The sequence below is a fragment of the Diplocloster agilis genome, assembly GCF_019042275.1.
Classification (GTDB): domain Bacteria; phylum Bacillota; class Clostridia; order Lachnospirales; family Lachnospiraceae; genus Diplocloster; species Diplocloster agilis.
This window is the reverse complement of record NZ_JAHQCW010000002.1, coordinates 13799-32658: the sequence shown is the minus strand read 5'-3', so window position 1 is coordinate 32658 and position 18860 is coordinate 13799. Positions and strand designations below refer to the sequence as shown.

At 48.0% G+C, this 18860-nt stretch carries 13 protein-coding genes, 1 tRNA gene, 1 other RNA gene, 1 riboswitch and 1 other annotated feature; of the genes, 4 read left to right on the top strand and 11 right to left on the bottom strand.

The window, feature by feature from the left end; all coding sequences use genetic code 11:
- Nucleotides 1–11: 11 nt before the first annotated feature.
- Together KTH89_RS01600 and KTH89_RS01595 are read right to left on the bottom strand one after the other, a co-directional pair.
- On the bottom strand, nucleotides 12–1391 hold the full coding sequence (locus tag KTH89_RS01600) for an NCS2 family permease (RefSeq protein WP_238720368.1): 1380 nt from the start codon (nucleotides 1389–1391) through the stop codon (nucleotides 12–14).
- A 68-nt stretch (nucleotides 1392–1459) separates the two neighbouring features.
- Nucleotides 1460–2737 (bottom strand): amidohydrolase family protein, encoded by a 1278-nt coding sequence (locus tag KTH89_RS01595; RefSeq protein WP_238720367.1) that lies wholly within the window; start codon nucleotides 2735–2737, stop codon nucleotides 1460–1462.
- 113 nt (nucleotides 2738–2850) lie between these two features.
- Nucleotides 2851–2947: riboswitch (purine riboswitch) on the bottom strand.
- Nucleotides 2948–3163: 216 nt separating this feature from the next.
- On the opposite strand from KTH89_RS01595, the gene KTH89_RS01590 reads away from it, so the two are divergent.
- The 3 genes from KTH89_RS01590 (at nucleotide 3164) to KTH89_RS01580 (ending at nucleotide 3959) form a co-directional block, all read left to right on the top strand.
- Nucleotides 3164–3236, top strand: a tRNA-Ala gene (locus KTH89_RS01590).
- A gap of 263 nt (nucleotides 3237–3499) precedes the next feature.
- Nucleotides 3500–3769, top strand: a complete 270-nt coding sequence (locus KTH89_RS01585) for a helix-turn-helix transcriptional regulator (protein WP_238720365.1) — start codon at nucleotides 3500–3502, stop codon at nucleotides 3767–3769.
- Complete coding sequence (locus tag KTH89_RS01580) at nucleotides 3756–3959, top strand: helix-turn-helix transcriptional regulator (RefSeq protein ID WP_238720364.1); 204 nt, start codon at nucleotides 3756–3758, stop codon at nucleotides 3957–3959. Before KTH89_RS01585 ends, KTH89_RS01580 begins: the two co-directional genes overlap by 14 nt.
- A gap of 62 nt (nucleotides 3960–4021) precedes the next feature.
- On the opposite strand, the gene KTH89_RS01575 is transcribed toward KTH89_RS01580, so the two are convergent.
- Nucleotides 4022–6100: a penicillin-binding transpeptidase domain-containing protein gene (locus KTH89_RS01575; RefSeq protein ID WP_238720363.1), complete on the bottom strand. Its 2079-nt coding sequence runs from the start codon at nucleotides 6098–6100 to the stop codon at nucleotides 4022–4024.
- Nucleotides 6101–6672: 572 nt separating this feature from the next.
- On the opposite strand from KTH89_RS01575, the gene KTH89_RS01570 reads away from it, so the two are divergent.
- The gene (locus KTH89_RS01570) at nucleotides 6673–8199 is read left to right on the top strand and encodes a sodium:solute symporter family transporter (RefSeq protein WP_158344243.1); all 1527 of its coding nucleotides are present in this window, start codon (nucleotides 6673–6675) and stop codon (nucleotides 8197–8199) included.
- Nucleotides 8200–8256: 57 nt separating this feature from the next.
- Here the strand turns inward: KTH89_RS01570 and pheT are convergent, their stop codons facing one another.
- The 8 genes from pheT to KTH89_RS01530 form a co-directional block, all read right to left on the bottom strand.
- Nucleotides 8257–10677, bottom strand: a complete 2421-nt coding sequence (pheT, locus tag KTH89_RS01565) for a phenylalanine--tRNA ligase subunit beta (protein ID WP_238720361.1) — start codon at nucleotides 10675–10677, stop codon at nucleotides 8257–8259.
- A 13-nt stretch (nucleotides 10678–10690) separates the two neighbouring features.
- On the bottom strand, nucleotides 10691–11710 hold the full coding sequence (gene pheS, locus KTH89_RS01560; protein WP_158344245.1) for a phenylalanine--tRNA ligase subunit alpha: 1020 nt from the start codon (nucleotides 11708–11710) through the stop codon (nucleotides 10691–10693).
- Between the two features lie 97 nt (nucleotides 11711–11807).
- Nucleotides 11808–12032, bottom strand: a binding site (T-box leader).
- 79 nt (nucleotides 12033–12111) lie between these two features.
- A complete protein-coding gene (locus KTH89_RS01555) occupies nucleotides 12112–12966 on the bottom strand; it encodes a YihY/virulence factor BrkB family protein (RefSeq protein ID WP_158344246.1) in 855 nt (284 codons plus the stop codon).
- 233 nt (nucleotides 12967–13199) lie between these two features.
- Nucleotides 13200–15128, bottom strand: coding sequence for a SpoIID/LytB domain-containing protein (locus tag KTH89_RS01550; protein WP_238720360.1), 1929 nt, complete (start codon nucleotides 15126–15128; stop codon nucleotides 13200–13202).
- A gap of 142 nt (nucleotides 15129–15270) precedes the next feature.
- Nucleotides 15271–15453, bottom strand: a non-coding RNA gene (gene ssrS, locus KTH89_RS01545) — 6S RNA.
- Nucleotides 15454–15553: 100 nt separating this feature from the next.
- On the bottom strand, nucleotides 15554–16990 hold the full coding sequence (pyk, locus tag KTH89_RS01540) for a pyruvate kinase (RefSeq protein WP_158344248.1): 1437 nt from the start codon (nucleotides 16988–16990) through the stop codon (nucleotides 15554–15556).
- Between the two features lie 25 nt (nucleotides 16991–17015).
- Nucleotides 17016–17843, bottom strand: a complete 828-nt coding sequence (locus KTH89_RS01535; protein ID WP_158344249.1) for a rhomboid family intramembrane serine protease — start codon at nucleotides 17841–17843, stop codon at nucleotides 17016–17018.
- Nucleotides 17844–17896: 53 nt separating this feature from the next.
- Nucleotides 17897–18838, bottom strand: coding sequence for a magnesium transporter CorA family protein (locus KTH89_RS01530; RefSeq protein WP_158344250.1), 942 nt, complete (start codon nucleotides 18836–18838; stop codon nucleotides 17897–17899).
- Nucleotides 18839–18860: the final 22 nt, after the last annotated feature.

Below are 18860 nucleotides of genomic sequence, written 5' to 3'. Positions count from 1 at the left end.
GACGTATCTGGTTATAAGAATATGTATTTTAGAACAAATAACACCGCCAGTATATACATGACAATGCTGATCGACTTTCTGTTTTCCTTACCTGCAACCAGATTAATGATTACATAGGAGATAACGCCCATGGCGATACCTTCGGAGATACTGTACATAAACGGCATAGCAATGATACAGATAAATGCAGGAATTCCCTGGGTAGGATCTGCGAAGTTGATCTTTAAGACTGCGCTGATCATCAGGAAGCCGACAATAATAAGGGCCGGCGCCGTAGCAAAGGAAGGAATGGCCAGGAAAATAGGGGAAAGGAACAAGGCCAAACCAAACAGAATCGCTACTACAAAGGAGGTCAGTCCTGTTCTGCCGCCTTCGGAAACACCGGAAGCGCTTTCTACGAACGTTGTGGTAGTGGAGGTACCTAACAGAGCACCAACGGATGTACCGATAGCATCTGCCATCAAAGCGCCTTTGATCTTAGGCAGTTTTCCGTTTTCATCCAGCATATCCGCCTGGGATGCCACACCAATTAAAGTTCCCAGTGTATCGAACATATCCACAAACAAAAAGGCGAAGATAACAACAAAGAAATCCAGCGACAACGCACGTGAAAAATCCAGTGCCAGCAATGTCGGCATAAGGCTGGGGATCGCAATTCCATTGGAAAAGTCGGGCAGCAGGCTAAAGAAGCCCATCTCCGCATTCGGCTGATACAGACCAACCAGCTGGCAGATAATACCCAGAATCCAGGTTGCCAGAATACCAAGCAGAATGTGTCCTTTTACTTTTTTAACAATTAAAATTGCGGTGATGAGAACCCCGATAATGGCCAGTAATACGGTGATCCCTTCGGTAAAGAAAGTTCCGGAATCAGCCGAGCCTTTAAATGAGAAGATCGTCACTAATGTAGAATCGGAATTCGTAACAAGTTTGGCATTCTGCAGACCGATGAAGCAGATAAACAGACCAATGCCGGCGGATACCGCATGCTTCAGTGACATGGGAATCGCGTTGAAGATGGCTTCCCGCACGTTAGTCAGGGAAAGCAGGATAAAGATAAGACCTTCGATGAAGACTGCGGCCAGCGCCATCTCCCAGGTATATCCCATATTGATAACTACAGTATAGGCGAAATACGCGTTCAAGCCCATGCCTGGAGCCAGTGCAAAAGGATAGTTGGAGAAAAGCGCCATTAGAACAGTTGCGATCAGGGAAGCCAGCGCGGTTGCCGTAAAGACCGCCCCATTATCCATGCCGGCTGCGCTCAGGATAGATGGGTTGACTGCCAGGATGTAAGCCATGGTCATAAAGGTTGTTACGCCTGCGATGACTTCGGTCTTTACATCGGTGTGGTTTTCCTTGAGATGGAAAAATTTGTCTAGTGCGTTCATTTTGTTTCCCCCTTTATTAAAAATGATTATGATAGAGCAGCTTTCTTTTCGCTGCCTACATACTTATTCTACCAGATTTGATGTCCCCCGACAAACTTTTTCGTTATATTTTTGTCATCTGACAGATAAATCACCCTCTCCACCCGTTCGGGTATGGAAAGTTTCAGCGGAGTCGCCAGATTGCTGTCATCGATCACCAGTGCGTCCAGCTCATATCCCGCATCAAAACTCCCTGCTTTTCCAAAGAATGAACCGCCGCCGACTGTTCCCAGATAGAAAGCTTCCTGTACGGTCAATGGCTTCATGGTGTCGTCCGTCAGCCGCCACCGGAGCTTGGAAACCTGAATGGCATCCGCCATCGCCCGGAAAACAGAGCCGACGGTACCCCCTGCCACGTCGCTTCCAAGCCCCACCCGAAGGCCTTCATCCAGGAACTTGCGCACCGGAGCGATCCCGGAGGAAAGATTCGTATTGGACTGCGGACAATGTGCGATATATACACCGCGCTCCTTCATCCGACGGATTTCGTCATCTGAAGAGGATACACAATGAGCCATAATGGTCTTGCAATCACCCCCGAACAAGCCAAACTGGTCATATGCGTCCCCGTAAAAAGCGGAGGAAGGACAAAGTTCTTTTACCCAGGCAATCTCACCCTGATTTTCAGAAAGGTGGGACTGCACCGGCAGCTGGTATTTTTTCTGTATTTCTTTTAAGAGCCGCATCAGCTCATCGGAACAGGTGGGAATAAACCGGGGCGTCAGGATCGGCTGGACATTGCGGTACTTGCCGGCCACATCTTCAATCCAGGCGGCCGTATCCGCTGCGGACTGCTCCGCGCCGGCTTCGCATAGGATATCCGGGCTGTTACGGTCCATATTTACTTTGCCGACCATGGTTTTCATTCCGGTTTCTTCCAGCAGATCCATCAAAAGCTCTGTGGCCGGGACATGCAGGGTCGCAAAGATACAAGCTCTGGTGTTTGGCCCATTCTTCATGTCCTCCACGAAGATCTGATAGGCCGTTTTCGCGTATTCCAGATCCGCGTATTTGGATTCTTCCGGGAACGTATGGGTATTCAGCCAGTCCAGCAGTTCCAGATCCATTCCCAGTCCCCGGAACGCATACTGGGGAGCGTGTACGTGAAGATCTGTCAGCCCCGGCAAAATCAGCTGATCCTCACAGTCAATGAGCGGCAGATTCCGGTACTGTTCCGGAAGTTCTTCGTATACGCCTTCTGAAATCCCGTCCACACAGACGAGATAACCGTCCGCCACGGTCCTGAAATGATCTTTATCCTGACTGTAGCAGATATTACCTTTTAGAACAAAGGACTCTTTTTGCATGGATACCACCTTCTTCATTTTATTATTTTTATGGCTGCAATTATAAGTTTCTGCAGCAATTCCGGGCAAATAAAAAAACCACCGGATTTTTCTACAATTTCCAAGCCCTATAGAAGGACTGTACGGAAACTTATAGAAAACTATTTACGGTAGTTTGTAGAGACGTTCAACCAATTATGAACATATATAAGTTTTACTTTATTCAGTTGTATTTCTATAATACGTCTTAACTAATTACAAATACATTATAACTACTATTGTGCATTGCGTCAACCATATAAACATAATCCGCAAATTGTTTGGATATAATTACCAATGTAATACCTAAAAATTTGTTAGCTATTTACAATAAAATTAAGGCATAAATGGGATTGCCAAATTCTTCTGCTTGTGTTATAATTTCTTTCGGATTCAGTTTTTTGGTTTGGGGCATTAGCGCAGCTGGGAGCGCGCCACACTGGCAGTGTGGAGGCCACGGGTTCGAGTCCCGTATGCTCCATTTTGAATATTATAAGGAAGTTCCAAGTATTTTTATAATCGTCCTGAGAGGGGCGGTTTTTTTATTCTATAAGAAAGTCTGCCTATGGAATAAAAGCCCTCCATAGGATCGCACTGCGGCGGAAAGGAATGATACTATATGACTGAGGAATTAGGTCACAGGTCTTTTCGGTCGAAAGAATGCATATTGAGGTGTGTCCCATGGATGACCCTGATCGCGTATGTTAAAATTTCACTAAAATTCGACAAATTTTAGGAGGTTGCATGATGAGCCAGTACAAATTGCTGCTTCAAGGCATTCTTACGGACCGAATTCTAGTTTATAGAACAGCGAATCACTTTACCCAGGAGCAAATGGCAGAACTGCTCCGTATTTCTCCCCGTTCTTATTTTGACATAGAACACGGGAAATACTGCTGTTCCGCGATTACTCTTATATTTTTTATGTTAATACTATCAAAAGCCGATGTCTTAGACTTTCTGGATGAATTTCGGCTGCGTGCAGAAAGGAAAGATACGGATGATGTTGCATAACCTTGGAGAAACGTTAGCAAAGTTCAGACATGCTGCCGGCCTGACTCAGCAGGAGGCTGCAGATCGGATACATATCTCGAGGCAATGTCTGGGAAACTGGGAGACAGGGACCAGGGAACCCCGGTTCACAGACGTTGTACAGCTCTGTCAGCTGTACGGGATTGGACTGGAGCAGCTGTTAAAAGTATAGAAAAAGGGCCTTCACAGGCCCTTAAACTTTGTAATACAATAGGATATTCTAAGCTTTAATAACTACCATCTGAAAGCTTCTTCCATTGCTGCTTTCACCTTCGGCACGACATAATGGCTGCCGCCCCGGTCTTTCACATCTTCTATCATCATCGTAATCATCAGCTGCTGGCCGGAATCCTGAGCGGTAAATGCGGTGAACCAGCCCAGTTCCGTACCGGTCGTATCATCTTTGGAGGCCTTAATCTCAGCAGTGCCGGTCTTTCCGGCAATAGTGCGCCCGTCGATTCTGGCCTCGTGCCCAGTGCCTTTTGGATCTTCCACCACCTGAATCAAATCCTCTTTGATCACATCCGCGGCCTGCGCGGGTATCGCCTGTTCCTTCCAGAAAGAGCCTGACGGATCTTCTTGATATTCAAGGGTCGGGGATATAAGGCTCCCCTGGTTGACAAATGCTGAATAGATAGCCGCCAGATGCAGCGGATTTACCAGCACCTCACCCTGTCCATAACCGCTGTCGGCCAGCTGGATGTTTGTCTTAAAGCCTTCCTCGGATGTGATTTGGGAATTGGACATCCCATACTGGAACGGAATATCCTCTCCAAAGCCCAGCGATTTGGCCGTCTTGCTGAAATTATCCTTACCAATCTTAAGAGCCGCTTTGGCAAAATAAATATTATCGGAATAAACCAGCGCGTTTCGTAAATTTGCCGCTCCTGCATATTCTTCCAGCGTGGTAACCTGATAAGAACCCCAGCTGGAATCCTCCTGCCAGCTTCTGCCGCTTGGACCGAAATCCTCATCCGCCGTGAATGAATCCGTAGACAATCCGATCGCCGCTGTCACGGGTTTGAAGGAAGAACCCGGGCACCAGGTATTTCGGAAACGGTTGTAAAGCGGCTGAGCCGGGTCCTCATTCAGAGAGGTCCATTTGGAATTGGTCATACCCATGACAAAATCATTGGGGTCAAAGGCCGGTGTGCTGACAAGAGCCAGTACCTCGCCGGTTTTCGGATTCATAGCCACAGCACAGCCGGAATCCTCGCCCAACGCTTCATAAAGCGCTTTCTGAAGACGGTAATCGATGGTCAGCTTTACATCCTCTCCCATTTTCGCATCCCGGGTCAACAGGTTCACGACCTGATCGCCGTCCGCATTCACGATATTAATCTCACAGCCGTCTATGCCGCGCAGCTGATCTTCATAGATTTTTTCAAGTCCGGATTTTCCCAGCACGGAATTGGCATTATATCCTTTGCCCTCCAGCTTTTCCAGATCTTCCGCCGTCACATTCTGGACATAGCCGGTCAGATGGGCCGCCGCTTCCTTTAACGGATAGACCCGTTCGCTGGTGTCCGATATTTTAATGCCGGGAATCTCAAGCAGCTGCACCTTTAACTCATCCGCATCTTTTGACACAGTCCGGATCGGTACAAAGCTGTCATCCTTCACCCAGCCGGCGCTCAGCGCCTTCTCGATTTTTTCCGCATCCATTTCCAGCAGATTTGCGATGGACGCGATCGTCTCATCTCTGGGTTCCGCCAGCTTGCCGGGAACGATGCCGATGGAGGACGCAGTACCCTTTTCCGCCAAAGCCATTCCGTTGCGGTCAAAGATATTTCCCCGCTCAGATTTGGTCGCGGTATTTACTTTTACCTTATAATCTTCCTGTAGCTGCGGAAAGATCATTTGGGAATACCAGTCGATCTGATACTGTTTTTCCTCATTCCGGATCAAGGTAGCGGTATTGGAAAACTGAAGCGTTCCCGCCACTGTCTCCATGGTGGTGTCATAATTGATTGCCACGGTGTCCTTTTGCTCTTCCACATTGGTAATCTGAATGCTTACGTCAGACGCTTCCACACCTTCATAGATATTCTGATTTCTGGCTATAAAGTCATCTTTTGTGACTCTTTGCCTGGTTTCGTCACAAAGGAGCTGATACATGTCCTCATAATTTCCGGTATTAATATCGGACATATACTGGGTCAGTACTTCTTCGGGCGTCGGCCCCTTATCTTTGCTCTTTAAAAACAGAATAATGCCGACTACGATTCCCACTACTACCAGTATCCCGATAATAATTCCAATCAGGAGTCCAACCCGATTTTTTCTACGCCTTTTTCTCCGGTATCTTGCCATTCCGGTTCCTCCTTATAAGCATATATTATAATTTCTATTAAAATAGCCGTCTTTTTCCGTATCATTATACTTCAAAACGAAATAACTGTCATCCTTTTTCTTATACCGGATTCTTACCGGATTTTCTCCTTATATATGCATGTAATATTCCCGGAAGCTTTCTCATAATCTGGTAAAGTCTCAATTATGAATGTTAAGTTATTCCGTTTCTGGATTTAAAATTCTTTTTCTTAAATATTACATCTGTAAGCACAGAAAGTCAATCCTGATTCTCATAAAAATTGCGAATGGCTGACTATCGCTACATCCGTTAGCGTTCTATATATAATTATGAAAAAAATATCTAGGCTTCCCTGAATGTCCATCATTTGGAATTTTAGAAATTCATATAGTATTCATAAAGGAGATTGATATTCATCAGAAATTCCAGGTTTCAAAAGTATTGGAAAGACTTGCTATTTTTATTGACAAATAAGTGCTTTTCTGGTATTATTTCACCAGTTGCTTTTTCGCGTTAAAGCGTAACGCTTTAACGTCAAAATAAATTCAAGAACATCTCAGGGGGATAAAAAATGTTCATCAAAATTTTGTTTTTACTGATCTTTTTTGCGGTTATGATCGGCGTCGGCATCTACTCCAGGCAGCACGCCAGGAGCGTGGACGGTTTCGTGCTGGGGGGACGGTCCGTCGGGCCATGGCTCACCGCTTTTGCTTACGGAACGTCCTACTTTTCCGCGGTTGTGTTCGTGGGATACGCCGGACAGTTTGGTTGGAAATACGGAATGGCCACTACCTGGATCGGAATCGGCAACGCTCTGCTGGGCAGTCTGCTGGCCTGGGTGGTTCTGGGCCGCCGGACCCGTGTGATGTCCCAGGGGCTGCATGCCGCCACCATGCCCCAGTTTTTTGGGAAACGCTTTGACAGCAATACGTTAAAAATCGTCTCATCCGCCATCGTGTTTATCTTTTTGGTTCCCTATACCGCTTCGATTTACAATGGATTATCCCGGCTTTTTGGAATGGCTTTTGATATTCCTTATGAAGTCTGTGTTATTGTAATGGCGGTTTTTACCGGTATTTATGTGGTAATGGGCGGTTATATGGCGACCGCTATCAATGATTTCTTTCAGGGAATTATCATGCTGGTGGGTATCGTAGCCGTGATCGCCGCTGTATTAAGCGGTCAGGGCGGCTTCATGGAGGCGGTGAAATCCCTGGCCATGATCGAGAGTGATGTTCCGGCGACGCTTGGACAGCCGGGGGCCTTTACTTCCTTCTTCGGTACGGATCCGGCCAACCTGCTAGGCGTTGTCATTCTAACCTCCTTAGGAACCTGGGGACTGCCGCAGATGGTACAGAAATTTTATGCGATCAAAAATGAGAAGGCGATTAATACCGGTACGGTTATCTCTACCATGTTCGCCATCGTCGTGGCCGGCGGCTGCTATTTCCTGGGAGGCTTTGGACGCCTCTTTGACAATCCGTCCCTCTATAACGAGTCCGGTATCGTCTATGACAGCATTATTCCGTATATGATGTCCACGCTTCCGGATATCCTGATCGGTATCGTCGTTGTGCTGGTACTGTCCGCGTCCATGTCCACCCTCTCCTCTCTGGTGCTGACCTCCAGCTCCACGCTGGCTCTGGATTTCCTGTACGGGAATCTTATTAAAAAAGTAAGCGAAAAGAAACAGATTATCACCATGCAGATTCTGATCGTATTTTTTATTATCGTTTCCGTGGTGATCGCGCTCAGGCCTTCCGTGTTTATCGCGCAGCTCATGGGAATCTCCTGGGGCGCCCTGGCCGGAGCTTTCCTGGCCCCGTTCCTGTATGGCCTGTACTGGAAGAAGGTTACCCGCGCCGCCGTATGGGCAAGCTTTATCACAGGAGTGGGAATTACCGTATCCAACATGTTTTTAAAATACATATCCTCTCCGATTAACGCCGGAGCCATAGCGATGGTCGTGGGCCTGCTCGTTGTTCCGGTCGTAAGCCTGGTTACACCGAAAATGAACAAAGCCAAGGTAGACGAAATGTTCACCTGCTATGACGAGGAGGTTGTCATCAAAAAGAAACGCTCCCTCGAAGAAATGTAAGACAAAAGGGGACATGTCCATTTCGATTTTTTATCGAAATGGACATGTCCCCTTTTATTATTTCCTCAGTTCGATTCCCATGGCTTCCAGAGCTTTCAGTATCCGCTCCATAGCCGCTGTCACATCTGCCTCTTCCAGGGTCTTATCCTTCGCCCGGAACACGATGGAATAGGCCATAGATTTGGAACCGGCCCGGATCTGCGCGCCTTCATAGATATCAAACAGCTGGTAGCTCTCCAGATATTGTCCGCCATTTTTCTCAATGACTTCCTCCACCTGACCCGCCAGTATCTCTTTAGGCATCACCATACTGATATCGCGGGTGACGGCCGGATATTTTGCAATGCCTTCGTACTTCCGGTCGAAGGTAGCCCGGCTTACGATCTCAGGCATATCCAGAACGGCCACATAGGCGCGTTCCCCGATCCCATAGTTATCGGCCACCGTGGGGTGCACTTCTCCCATATAGCCCACAACCGTATCCTGATAAATAATGTTAGCCTGTCTGCCGGGATGCAGGTAAGGTTTTTGGGCATTGGGATCATATACCGCTTTCTGACGCATACCCAACTTGTCAAAGAATTCTTCCACGACTCCTTTTAAGGTAAAGAAATCTCCGTCTCCGTACATACCCATGGTAAACTGCATCCGTTCCTCGGGAAGCTCCGTCAGAGGTATCTGCTTGGGCAGATAGATATTAGCCAGTTCATAGAGTCTTACGTTCTTGTTTCTTCTATTATAATTAGTAGCCAGAGAGGTCAGCATTCCATTTAACGGCAGTGTGCGCATGATGCTGTAATCTTCTCCCAGAGGATTTAAGATCACAACGTTTTGCCGCAATTTGGAGTCCTGAGGGATCAGAAGCTTATCATATACTTTCGGGCTCTCAAAGGAATAGCTCATACCTTCGGAGAAACCGCAGAATTCCGCGATATCTCTCGCCACGGATTCCACACGCAGTTTGAAGGATAATTTACCGGTGGAGGCTTCTCCGCTTGGCAGAGTGGTCGCTATATTTTCATAGCCATAGAATCTGGCCACCTCTTCGGCCAGGTCCGCCAGGCATTCCAAATCCTGTCTCCAGGAAGGGACGCGTACTTCCTGTGCCGCCGGATCGTACGTTAATTCAATCGCTTCGAAATACCCGATCATATCTTCGGGGGAGATATCAGTTCCCAGCAGCTTATTGATTTTATCCGCGTCAAACGGGATCGCGCGGCCTTCTTTTTTCTTCTCATAGACGTCGACGGTTCCCCCCACCACTTCTCCGCACTGTAACTCTTCCACCAGCTGGCAGGCGCGGTTAATGGCTTCTATGGCAGTGTTGGGGTCAAGGCCTTTTTCAAATTTTCCGGAGGCGTCGGTGCGCAGCCCGATCTTCTTGCTGGAGAGACGGATGTTGGTTCCGTCAAAGCAGGCGGCTTCAAATAACATGGTCTGCACATGATCGGTAATCATGGAGTTCTCACCGCCCATAATACCAGCGACACCCACAGGCTTCTCCCCGTCACAGATCATCAGTACCGATTCGTCCATGGTCCGTTCCTGTCCGTCCAGAGTGACGAACTTTTCGTCTTTGGATGCCCGGCGGACGATGATCTCGCGGCCCGCGATGGTGTCCAGATCGTAGGCGTGCATCGGCTGGCCGTATTCTTCCATCACGTAGTTGGTGATATCCACGATATTGTTAATCGGCCGGATGCCATGTGCCGCCAGACGCCGCTGCATCCATTTGGGGGAAGGGCCGATTTTTATATTTTTTACTACTCTGGCGCAGTAACGGGGGCAAAGATCCGTGTCCTTGACCGTCACCTTGATATAATCCTTTACATCTTCCTGGTTACCGGTTTCTTTCACGACCGGAGGCTTGTACTCCTGACGGAAGGTGGCCGCCGCTTCCCTGGCCAGACCCAGCACCGAATAGCAGTCCACCCTGTTGGACGTGATCTCATATTCAAACACCACGTCGTGAAGACCCAGCGCTTCTATCGCATCCGTTCCCACCGGCACATCTTCCCGGAAAATATAGATACCGTCTTCCGGCGCTTCCGGATACATATCACGGCTGCTTCCCAGTTCTTCGATCGAACAGAGCATTCCATTGGATTCAATGCCGCGCAGCTTTCCTTTTTTTATTTTAATTCCGCCCGGCGTTTTCTTGCCGTCGTGTCCGCCTGCAACTCTGCCGCCATCCAATACTACGGGGATTTTATCGTTTACTGTGATATTCGACGCTCCCGTGACGATCTGAACCGGCTGGTCCTGTCCGATATCCACCTGGCAAATGACCAGTTTATCCGCGTCCGGATGCCTTTCGATGGAAAGAATGCAGCCGACGACGATCTTATCCAGATCCGCATCCAGCGCCTCATATCCCTCCACTTTTGAGCCGGACAGGGTAATGGCGTCCGTGAATTCCTGAGCCGATACATTAAGTCCCGGCACGTATGCTTTCATCCATGCGTATGATGTATTCATCTTATTCTTCCTCCTAGAATTGTTTTAAGAAACGGTCGTCATTTTCATACAACAGCCGCATATCGTCAATCTCATATTTCAGCAGCGCGATACGTTCCAATCCGACTCCAAACGCGAAACCGGAGTATTCCTCAGGATCGATTCCGCTCATTTTAAGGACGTTGGGATGAACCATTCCGCAGCCCAGAATCTCGATCCAGCCGGAACCTTTACAGAAACGGCAGCCCTTTCCTCCGCATTTGAAGCAGGTGACATCCACCTCCGCGCTGGGCTCGGTAAACGGGAAATGATGAGGACGGAATTTTACTTTTGTCTCCGGTCCGAACAGCTGTCTTGCGAATTCCGCCAGCGTCCCTTTCAGGTCGGCAAATGTGATGTTCTTATCGATCACCAGTCCCTCGATCTGATGGAAGGAAGGGGAATGCGTCGCGTCTACCTCGTCCGAACGGAACACTCTTCCCGGGGCAATCACGCGGATCGGCAGCTTTCCTTTTTCCATTGTGCGGACCTGGACCGGCGAGGTCTGGGTCCGAAGCACGATGTCGCTTGTGACATAGAACGTGTCCTGCTCATCCTTGGCGGGATGATTCGCCGGTATATTCAGCGCCTCAAAATTATAATAGTCGTATTCCACTTCCGGGCCTTCCACAACCTCATATCCCATACCCACGAAGATCCTTTCGACCTCCTCCAGGGCGATCGTATTGGGATGCCGGTGGCCTACGCTGTTCTTTTTGGCAGGAAGGGTGACATCGATGACTTCCCTTTTCAATTGCTCTTCCCGTGCAAGCTTCTCCATTTTTGCCCTGGATTCTTCCAGAAATCCTTCAATCGCCGCTCGGGTCTCATTTACCAGCTGGCCGACCAGCGGGCGTTCTTCCGCCGGCACGTCTTTCATCCCTTTCAGAACAGCGGTCAATTTTCCTTTCTTGCCCAGGAAAGCTACCCGCACATCATTTAATTTGTCCAGCGCATCTGAATCTGCGATCTGCTTCAACGCTTCCTGCCTGATTTGATCCAATTTTTCTTTCATTGTCTTTCTCCTTTACTTTTGTTAAGCTCTAGACTGTTTCCCATTCTATTCATCATAGGCCGTATCACTTTTGGGACACAAAAAAAGCTCCATCCTGGAAAGGGACGAAGCGATATCCGTGGTACCACCCTAATTCCCGGTATATTGCCCGGGCACTTGTCATCTGTTTAACGCACAGGTTACGGCATTTCTTACTGGATTTTCGGAAATGCAGCTCCGGTGGGAAATTCGTCGCTCATCTGAACCTGAGGAAGCTTACAGCCGGTGACTCCCTCTCTCTGCAGGAAAATGAGTTTCTACTAAACACCTTCACAGCCTTTTCTTATCTCCTATATTCTATACACGATGCGGTGAATTGTCAAGATTAAATTTCTTTTGGAGTCAGTCTGTTAAAGTCGGCCCTACTTTTCTCCTTTTTCCGATTTTTTACGTCTCCTCGCCTGAAACAGCCGGATTTCCGTCGCAAAATAAGAATTTATTTCCGCGCCGATCAGCAGAATGTACATACTGATATACAGCCACAGCATTGCCACAATAATTGTCGTCAGGTTTCCATATATTTTGGAAAAATCAGTGAAGTAGTTGATATAGATGGAAAAACCGAATGAAAACGCCATCCAGCCGATGGCGGTAAAAAGAGCCCCGGGGAATTGGGCAAACATTCCCGCTTTACGGTTTGGCAGAAATTTGTACATCAAGGTAAAGAAGAACATCAGCACCAGCACCATAATCAGCGACCGAAACTGAATCAAAAAAGAAAAGGTCCCCTGAATTCCCGGAATATGCTCCTCTATAAATCCCAGAATCCAGTTCCCGAATATCAGCAGGCCAAATGTCAGCAGCAAAGTAATAATAAACAAAACGGTATAAAAAGCCGCCCGTATCCGGATGAATATATAATTTCTGGTTTCACTGACTCCATTGACCGAGTTTAGTCCTCCTGCAATGGACATGATCCCTCTCGCCGAAGACCAGACCGCCACCACAGCGGATAAGGATACCACCGTAACGGTCTTATCATACAATTCATCTACAATCATAATAACCGTGGATTTAAAAGAAACCGGCGTCACACTTTTTATCACGTTAAAGATATCCTGCTTGCCGATGGGCAGATACTGGACCAGCGACAGCAGCAGCATCATAAAAGGGAAGAAAGACAACATGATAAAAAAGGCCGCCTGCGCGGAATAAGCACTTACATGGTCTTTCGATAGCCTTTTACTAAAATCCCGAATAATATAAATGAGGTACATACATTTTTCCTTCCTCTGAAACTGCTGTTAAAAAATCATACCATGATTTCACTAAAACTGCAAGGAAGGACATGTGTGAAGTTTTTCTTTATGAGCATATTCGAAAATGAATGCGATACCAAGATGCCGGTCCCGAAGCGTCCAATATGGAAGACGGTCGTGAGATGGGACGCCGGGGTGACCCGCAGTATCCGCATGCCCCGCCTCACGACCGGATCAATATGGCTTCGCCGCTAATACAGCTGCTTAAAATTAATTCCGCTATAATAAAACTGCAGGATATCCTGATAGGATTTGCCCTGGGAGGCCATGAACTTCGCCCCGTTCTGGCTCATTCCGGCTCCGTGGCCGTAGCCGCCTCCGGTAATATCATAGGCAGTCAGCTGATCCTGTTCCATAACCGGGCTTAAGATGATATAGCCGCTTGGCAGAAGCGAGGAGCCTTCCACCTCGGAACCGTCCATCCGGGTAACTGTGCAGCCTTTTGGCGACAGTGCTCCGCGGATGTCATACTCTTTGGTGATCACGATGTTTCCTTCGGTGCCCTGGACGCTTAGCTCCGCAGCTACGCCGCCGGCTCCTCTTTTTGTAATGGCCATACTTTTCACGGCGCCGATATTGCCGAAGGCTTTCATGTTTTCGGTCAGGCCGGCTGCGGGAATCCGTACCTTCCAGCGGTACCAGCTCTCCTGACTGTCGTAGGAAGCATAGTCGGTATTTTCGATGAAGGCCCGGAAAGCGTCTTCCTGTGTAAGATCCTGTTCCGGCTGCTCGTCGCCGGAAAATTTGCCCTGCAGGTATGGAGTGGAATCGTTGCTCTCCGGATTCCATATACAGCCGTCGGTGGTATGGCCGCAGGAGGTGGAAAAATAATAGGCTGTAATAACCGTATCTTCGTAGGCGGCTACAATTCCACGTGTTTCGTCAACTGCCTGCACCACCTCCGGGGTTTGAGGCAGATTGTTGTATACCTGGAATTTGACACTGTCGTCGGCGTGGGCTCCGTACTGGGGATAGCCGCTGTTCAGGATCTGATTATACGCATAGCTCCTGGCGCAGACCGCCTGGGCCTTTAATGCCTCCAGGCCGTAGCTGGAAGGCATCTCGCTTGGAAGGACTCCATAGAGATATTCTTCCAGCGGAATATCGTTGACGATGACAAGGCCGCCGTCTTCTCTGCGGATTTCCAGGGTTCCTGCGTAGCTGGGATTGCCCTGGTTCCTGGTTATGGATTCTAACGTCAGGGTACCGCCATCCGCAGGGGTAAGCAGAATGCGGTTTTCTTCCCAGTAGGGACTGTCCGCAGCGATGGTGACACTCTCAAGCGCCGCGTGCTCCTCTGTGTTTTGCCCATATTGGATCGTAAACCCGTTGTTCCCGGACAATTGTACCTGGCTGTGGAAGATATCCGCGTAATCGTTGGTTTTGATCAGGACCCGGATGTGATCCATGGTCAGCGGTTTATTTATCAGTCCGGCGCATAGCTTGCCTTCCGCCACAACGAATTCGGTTATGTCGTATCCGACTACCAGGTTGACCAGTTCTTTTTGCGCCAGCTGTCCATAGATCTGATACAGGCGGAACTGATCCGAGAAGGGAACCAGGCCGTAGCCTTCGATCTCCACACCGTCCAGCTGGACGGACAGGATACGTCCGGAAATGGTGTCCTGTTTGATACGCAGCTGTGTCACTTTCTCATAGGCGACCACCACATCGCCCAGGACTCCGTTGACATCCTGGGTAGGTTTATCTCCTTCAAAATTTATGTAATAGCCGTCAACAAAAATCCGGAATCCATTTTCTGTGGGCCCGGTAATCCATACATTCACTAATGTGGTCTCTTTTTCAAGGGTCCCGCAGACAGCCTCGATGACGCCGTCCTTTAACACGACCTGGATGTTCTGCATCCGGTACTGCTCCAGATCCTCTCCCGTCTGATTGAGAAAGAGTCCCTGATCGGTATAGACTTGGTTCTCTTCCAGACCTTCTATGGACGCAGCGGTCCCTAAAATGAACAGCTCAGCGTTGGCCAGCGGCTTTTCAGGTTCTTCCGGTTTCGGAACCGTCTCTTTTTTTGGTATCAGCTGGCTGATCATGATGAACAAGATAACCAGGATTCCAAGCAGGATCAGCGTCAGTTTATATTTCACCTTGTTGTTCATAAGATACCTGTCCTTTTTTATGATATATAAAATATATTACACAGCCCGGTGTTTTATGCAAACTATTGGACGGGCTGCCCGGTCATATTTACCTATGGAACAAAAAAAGAGCAGCTGTCCGAAAACAGCTGCTTTCTTCTTTTGTTACCCCAAAATGCCGTTTCCTGCTATTTTGACTCCTAGCCACAGCTAGGTGGGCGACCGCAACCCGTCATCTGCCTTCCGCTGCGTAATGACGGCCTGACATCAGAACGGGCAATATAGGAATCCCATAAAAGAAAATGTAGGTTCAAAATTGCAGGATTGTCGAACATTTCAGGAATTACACGAACAATTGCTTCTCGCTATTCGCTCTAAAATTATTATACTCTAGTATGTGCGCATTTTCAAGAAAAAATCCGAAAGGGACATGTCAGTATTTGGTATCAGTCGATAATGACCACGCGCATGGTATTGCTCATGCTGCCTTTTCCGGCCTGCACATTGGTAGACGGGATACCGGCTGTCAGCACAACGATGTCTCCCTTTTCGACAAATTGCTGCTCTTTTGCAAGCTCAACCGCCCGGTCCATGATTTCTTCCGTCGTATCTTCCTCCACGGAAAGAAGCGGATACACGCCCCAGTAAATCTGCATTTTACGAAGGGTGGCTTCGTTGGGGGATACGCCGATGATATTCACCTTGGGACGGAATTTGGACATCATCCGGGCCGTGGCGCCGGATACCGTCGGGGTAACGATGCATTTGGCGCCCAGATTGGCGGCGGTTGCCACCGAGGAGTAGGCCACCGCGCTGGAAATATTATTCTTGCGGTGCATTTTTTTGTGCTCCATTAACTGCTCATAATCCACATTGGATTCTGTGAACTCTGCGATCTTGGACATCATCTTAAGCGCCTCCACGGGATATTTGCCCATGGCTGTCTCCCCGGAGAGCATGACCGCGTCGGTGCCGTCGTAGATCGCATTGGCCACGTCCGTTACTTCCGCTCTGGTGGGGCGCGGGTTTCGGATCATGGAATCCAGCATCTGTGTGGCGGTTATCACCGGCTTATAGTTATCATTACATTTTTTGATGATCTGTTTTTGCAGGTAGGGAACCTCCTCCGCGGGAATCTCCACGCCCAGATCCCCCCGGGCTACCATAATGCCATCGCTGCAGTACATAATTTCATCAAAATTCTGAATTCCTTCCGCATTCTCAATCTTCGATATGACGGGAATGTATCCGGCTCCGTGTTCTTTTAACAGCTCCTTGATTTCTTTCACACAAGCCGCGGACCGAACAAAGGATGCTGCGATAAAATCAAAGCCCTGCTCGATTCCGAATAAAATATCATCTTTATCCTTCTGGGTAAGCGCCGGCAGCTTTACGCTGACGTTCGGCACATTGACTCCTTTTTTCTGCCCCAGCTCTCCGCCGTTGACCACGGTACAGATGATATCCTTCTGCGTCAGCTCCTGAACCTGAAGTTCAATCAAACCATCGTCGATCAGGATACGGTTGCCCACGCTTAGATCTTCCACAAGTCCCGGATAGGTCACGGAACAGCGATGGCTTCCGCCTTCCACTTTATCCGTTGTCAGTATATAGGTATCTCCTTCTTTCAAGCGCACCTTCCGGTCACCGGCCATAATGCCGGTACGGATCTCCGGGCCTTTGGTATCCAGCAGCATAGCGATCGGACGGCCGATCTCTTCTCTGACACTCTTTAAAAGATTGATCCGGTGCAGCTGCTCTTCGTAATCGCCGTGAGAAAAGTTAAACCTGGCAATGTCCATTCCATTCAAGGCCAATTTCTTCAATAACTCCCTGTCATTGGTATTTGGCCCCATTGTACAGATGATTTTCGTTTTTTTCATAAACTCCTCCAAACTAAACAGTATATCAATGTTTTTTGATATGCTCATGAGTAAACAGGTGATCCTGGCAATACTCATAGCTTCCATCACATTTGGTACAGAAACGGAACTCCAGATTATCTCCGTCTAACTCCGTACGCCCGCAGACCGCACATTTATGCTTCGGACCGCTGGTGGACGCATGGATTTCTCTTTTATATTTTTTCTTTCTCTGAATTTCCTTTGGGGAAACCCGCTGATAGTTTCTGGTTGCAAAATAGAACATCAGGAAATTCCCCAGTGATATGATCGCTGCGATACTGGTGGCCGGAGAGCCGCCGATGAAACCGCCCACGATGGACACGGCAAAGAATACGGCGTCCAGTATAGCCAGCCACTTCACCTTAATCGGCAGGACAAAGAACAGCAAAAATTCCATATTGGGATACAGCGCCGCAAACGCAAAGAACAAAGACATATTAATATAGGAAGTTCCCAGCAGATAAACGCGCCCGGTAAACAGGTATAGCAAAATCGCAACGATGACATGTAATAAAACCCCGGTGAAGAAATACAAATTGAACCGGAAAGCTCCCCAGGTATTCTCCAGTGAACTGCCGATCATATAATACAAATACAGGGCAAATACCACAAACAGCAGACTGGTGCTGGGCGGCTGGATTAAAAACGTCACAATCCTCCAGATCTGGCCCTGAAGAATCTTCGAAGCATCCAGGCTTAAATATTGATAATAAAAATCTCCGCCAAACCAGGCAAGTAAAAAACCAAAACCGTATAAAATGATAATGTAGTACATCAGGTTATGAATCGCGTATTTGCCAAATTTCCGTTCCAGTTTATTCAAAAATTTCATAGGCACACCTCTTTATGTTTGTCAGAACATGCATTTGTCGGAACAAATGTGAATCAGAACAAGTCCTTTTTAGCCAGAATAAATGCGGCGATCAGGGTAACAACAAGGGAAAAGATAATGACATAAGCAAAGCCGTAAGGACTGGACGCTCCGGGCATACCGGCCGAATTAACATTCATGCCATAAAAACTGGCGATCATGGTCGGTATGGACATAACAATCGTAATGGTTGCCAGCACCTTCATAACGATATTCAGGTTGTTGGAAATAACCGATGCAAACGCGTCCATCATTCCGCTCAAGATACCGCTGTAAATATTGGCCATCTCAATCGCCTGCTTATTCTCGATAATAACATCCTCCAACAGCTCCGTATCCTCCGGATAATGCTTGATACTCTCCACTTTCAGCAGCTTCTCAAGCACCACTTCATTGGAACGAAGGGATGTGGTAAAGTACACCAGACTCTTCTCCAACTCCAGAAGCTCGATCAGTTCCCGATTCTTAGTGGACACATGAAGTTTATGCTCGATGACTTCACTCTTTTTATCGATAATTCTCAGATAGTGCAGGAACATCGTGGCATTTTTGTACAGAATCTGCAAAATAAATCTGGTTTTCTTATAGGTATAGAAATTTCTCACCCGGCCGTCCATGAAAGCGCCCAAAATCGGCGTATCCTCCAGGCAGACCGTAAAGATCATTTCATCGGTGACGATAATACCCATAGGAATGGTCACATACCAGTCTTTTTCATTGCGCTCCTCAATAACAGGGATATCCACTAAAATCAGGGTGTAGTTATCCTCCACCTCGATACGGGAGCGCTCCTCTTCATCCAGAGGAGCCCGAAGGTCGTCGACCTCGATCCCATATTGCTCGGATATCTCCAGCAATTCTGTCGCCGTGGGATTCACCAGTGCCACCCAGCATCCTTCCTGCGCCTCGTTTACCTGATGAATTCCTCCGTCGATGGTTCTGAAAATCTTTATCATGATCCGTAACTCCTTCCCATTG

What these genes read in the sequence shown, in the direction of transcription:
- KTH89_RS01550 (WP_238720360.1), bottom strand. Translation starts at nt 15,128, where the DNA reads ATGAACAACAAGGTGAAATATAAACTGACGCTGATCCTGCTTGGAATC.
- KTH89_RS01595 (WP_238720367.1), bottom strand. Translation starts at nt 2,737, where the DNA reads ATGCAAAAAGAGTCCTTTGTTCTAAAAGGTAATATCTGCTACAGTCAG.
- pheS (WP_158344245.1), bottom strand. Translation starts at nt 11,710, where the DNA reads ATGAAAGAAAAATTGGATCAAATCAGGCAGGAAGCGTTGAAGCAGATC.
- KTH89_RS01575 (WP_238720363.1), bottom strand. Translation starts at nt 6,100, where the DNA reads ATGGCAAGATACCGGAGAAAAAGGCGTAGAAAAAATCGGGTTGGACTC.
- pyk (WP_158344248.1), bottom strand. Translation starts at nt 16,990, where the DNA reads ATGAAAAAAACGAAAATCATCTGTACAATGGGGCCAAATACCAATGAC.
- KTH89_RS01570 (WP_158344243.1), top strand. Translation starts at nt 6,673, where the DNA reads ATGTTCATCAAAATTTTGTTTTTACTGATCTTTTTTGCGGTTATGATC.
- KTH89_RS01585 (WP_238720365.1), top strand. Translation starts at nt 3,500, where the DNA reads ATGATGAGCCAGTACAAATTGCTGCTTCAAGGCATTCTTACGGACCGA.
- KTH89_RS01555 (WP_158344246.1), bottom strand. Translation starts at nt 12,966, where the DNA reads ATGTACCTCATTTATATTATTCGGGATTTTAGTAAAAGGCTATCGAAA.
- pheT (WP_238720361.1), bottom strand. Translation starts at nt 10,677, where the DNA reads ATGAATACATCATACGCATGGATGAAAGCATACGTGCCGGGACTTAAT.
- KTH89_RS01580 (WP_238720364.1), top strand. Translation starts at nt 3,756, where the DNA reads ATGATGTTGCATAACCTTGGAGAAACGTTAGCAAAGTTCAGACATGCT.
- KTH89_RS01600 (WP_238720368.1), bottom strand. Translation starts at nt 1,391, where the DNA reads ATGAACGCACTAGACAAATTTTTCCATCTCAAGGAAAACCACACCGAT.
- KTH89_RS01530 (WP_158344250.1), bottom strand. Translation starts at nt 18,838, where the DNA reads ATGATAAAGATTTTCAGAACCATCGACGGAGGAATTCATCAGGTAAAC.
- KTH89_RS01535 (WP_158344249.1), bottom strand. Translation starts at nt 17,843, where the DNA reads ATGAAATTTTTGAATAAACTGGAACGGAAATTTGGCAAATACGCGATT.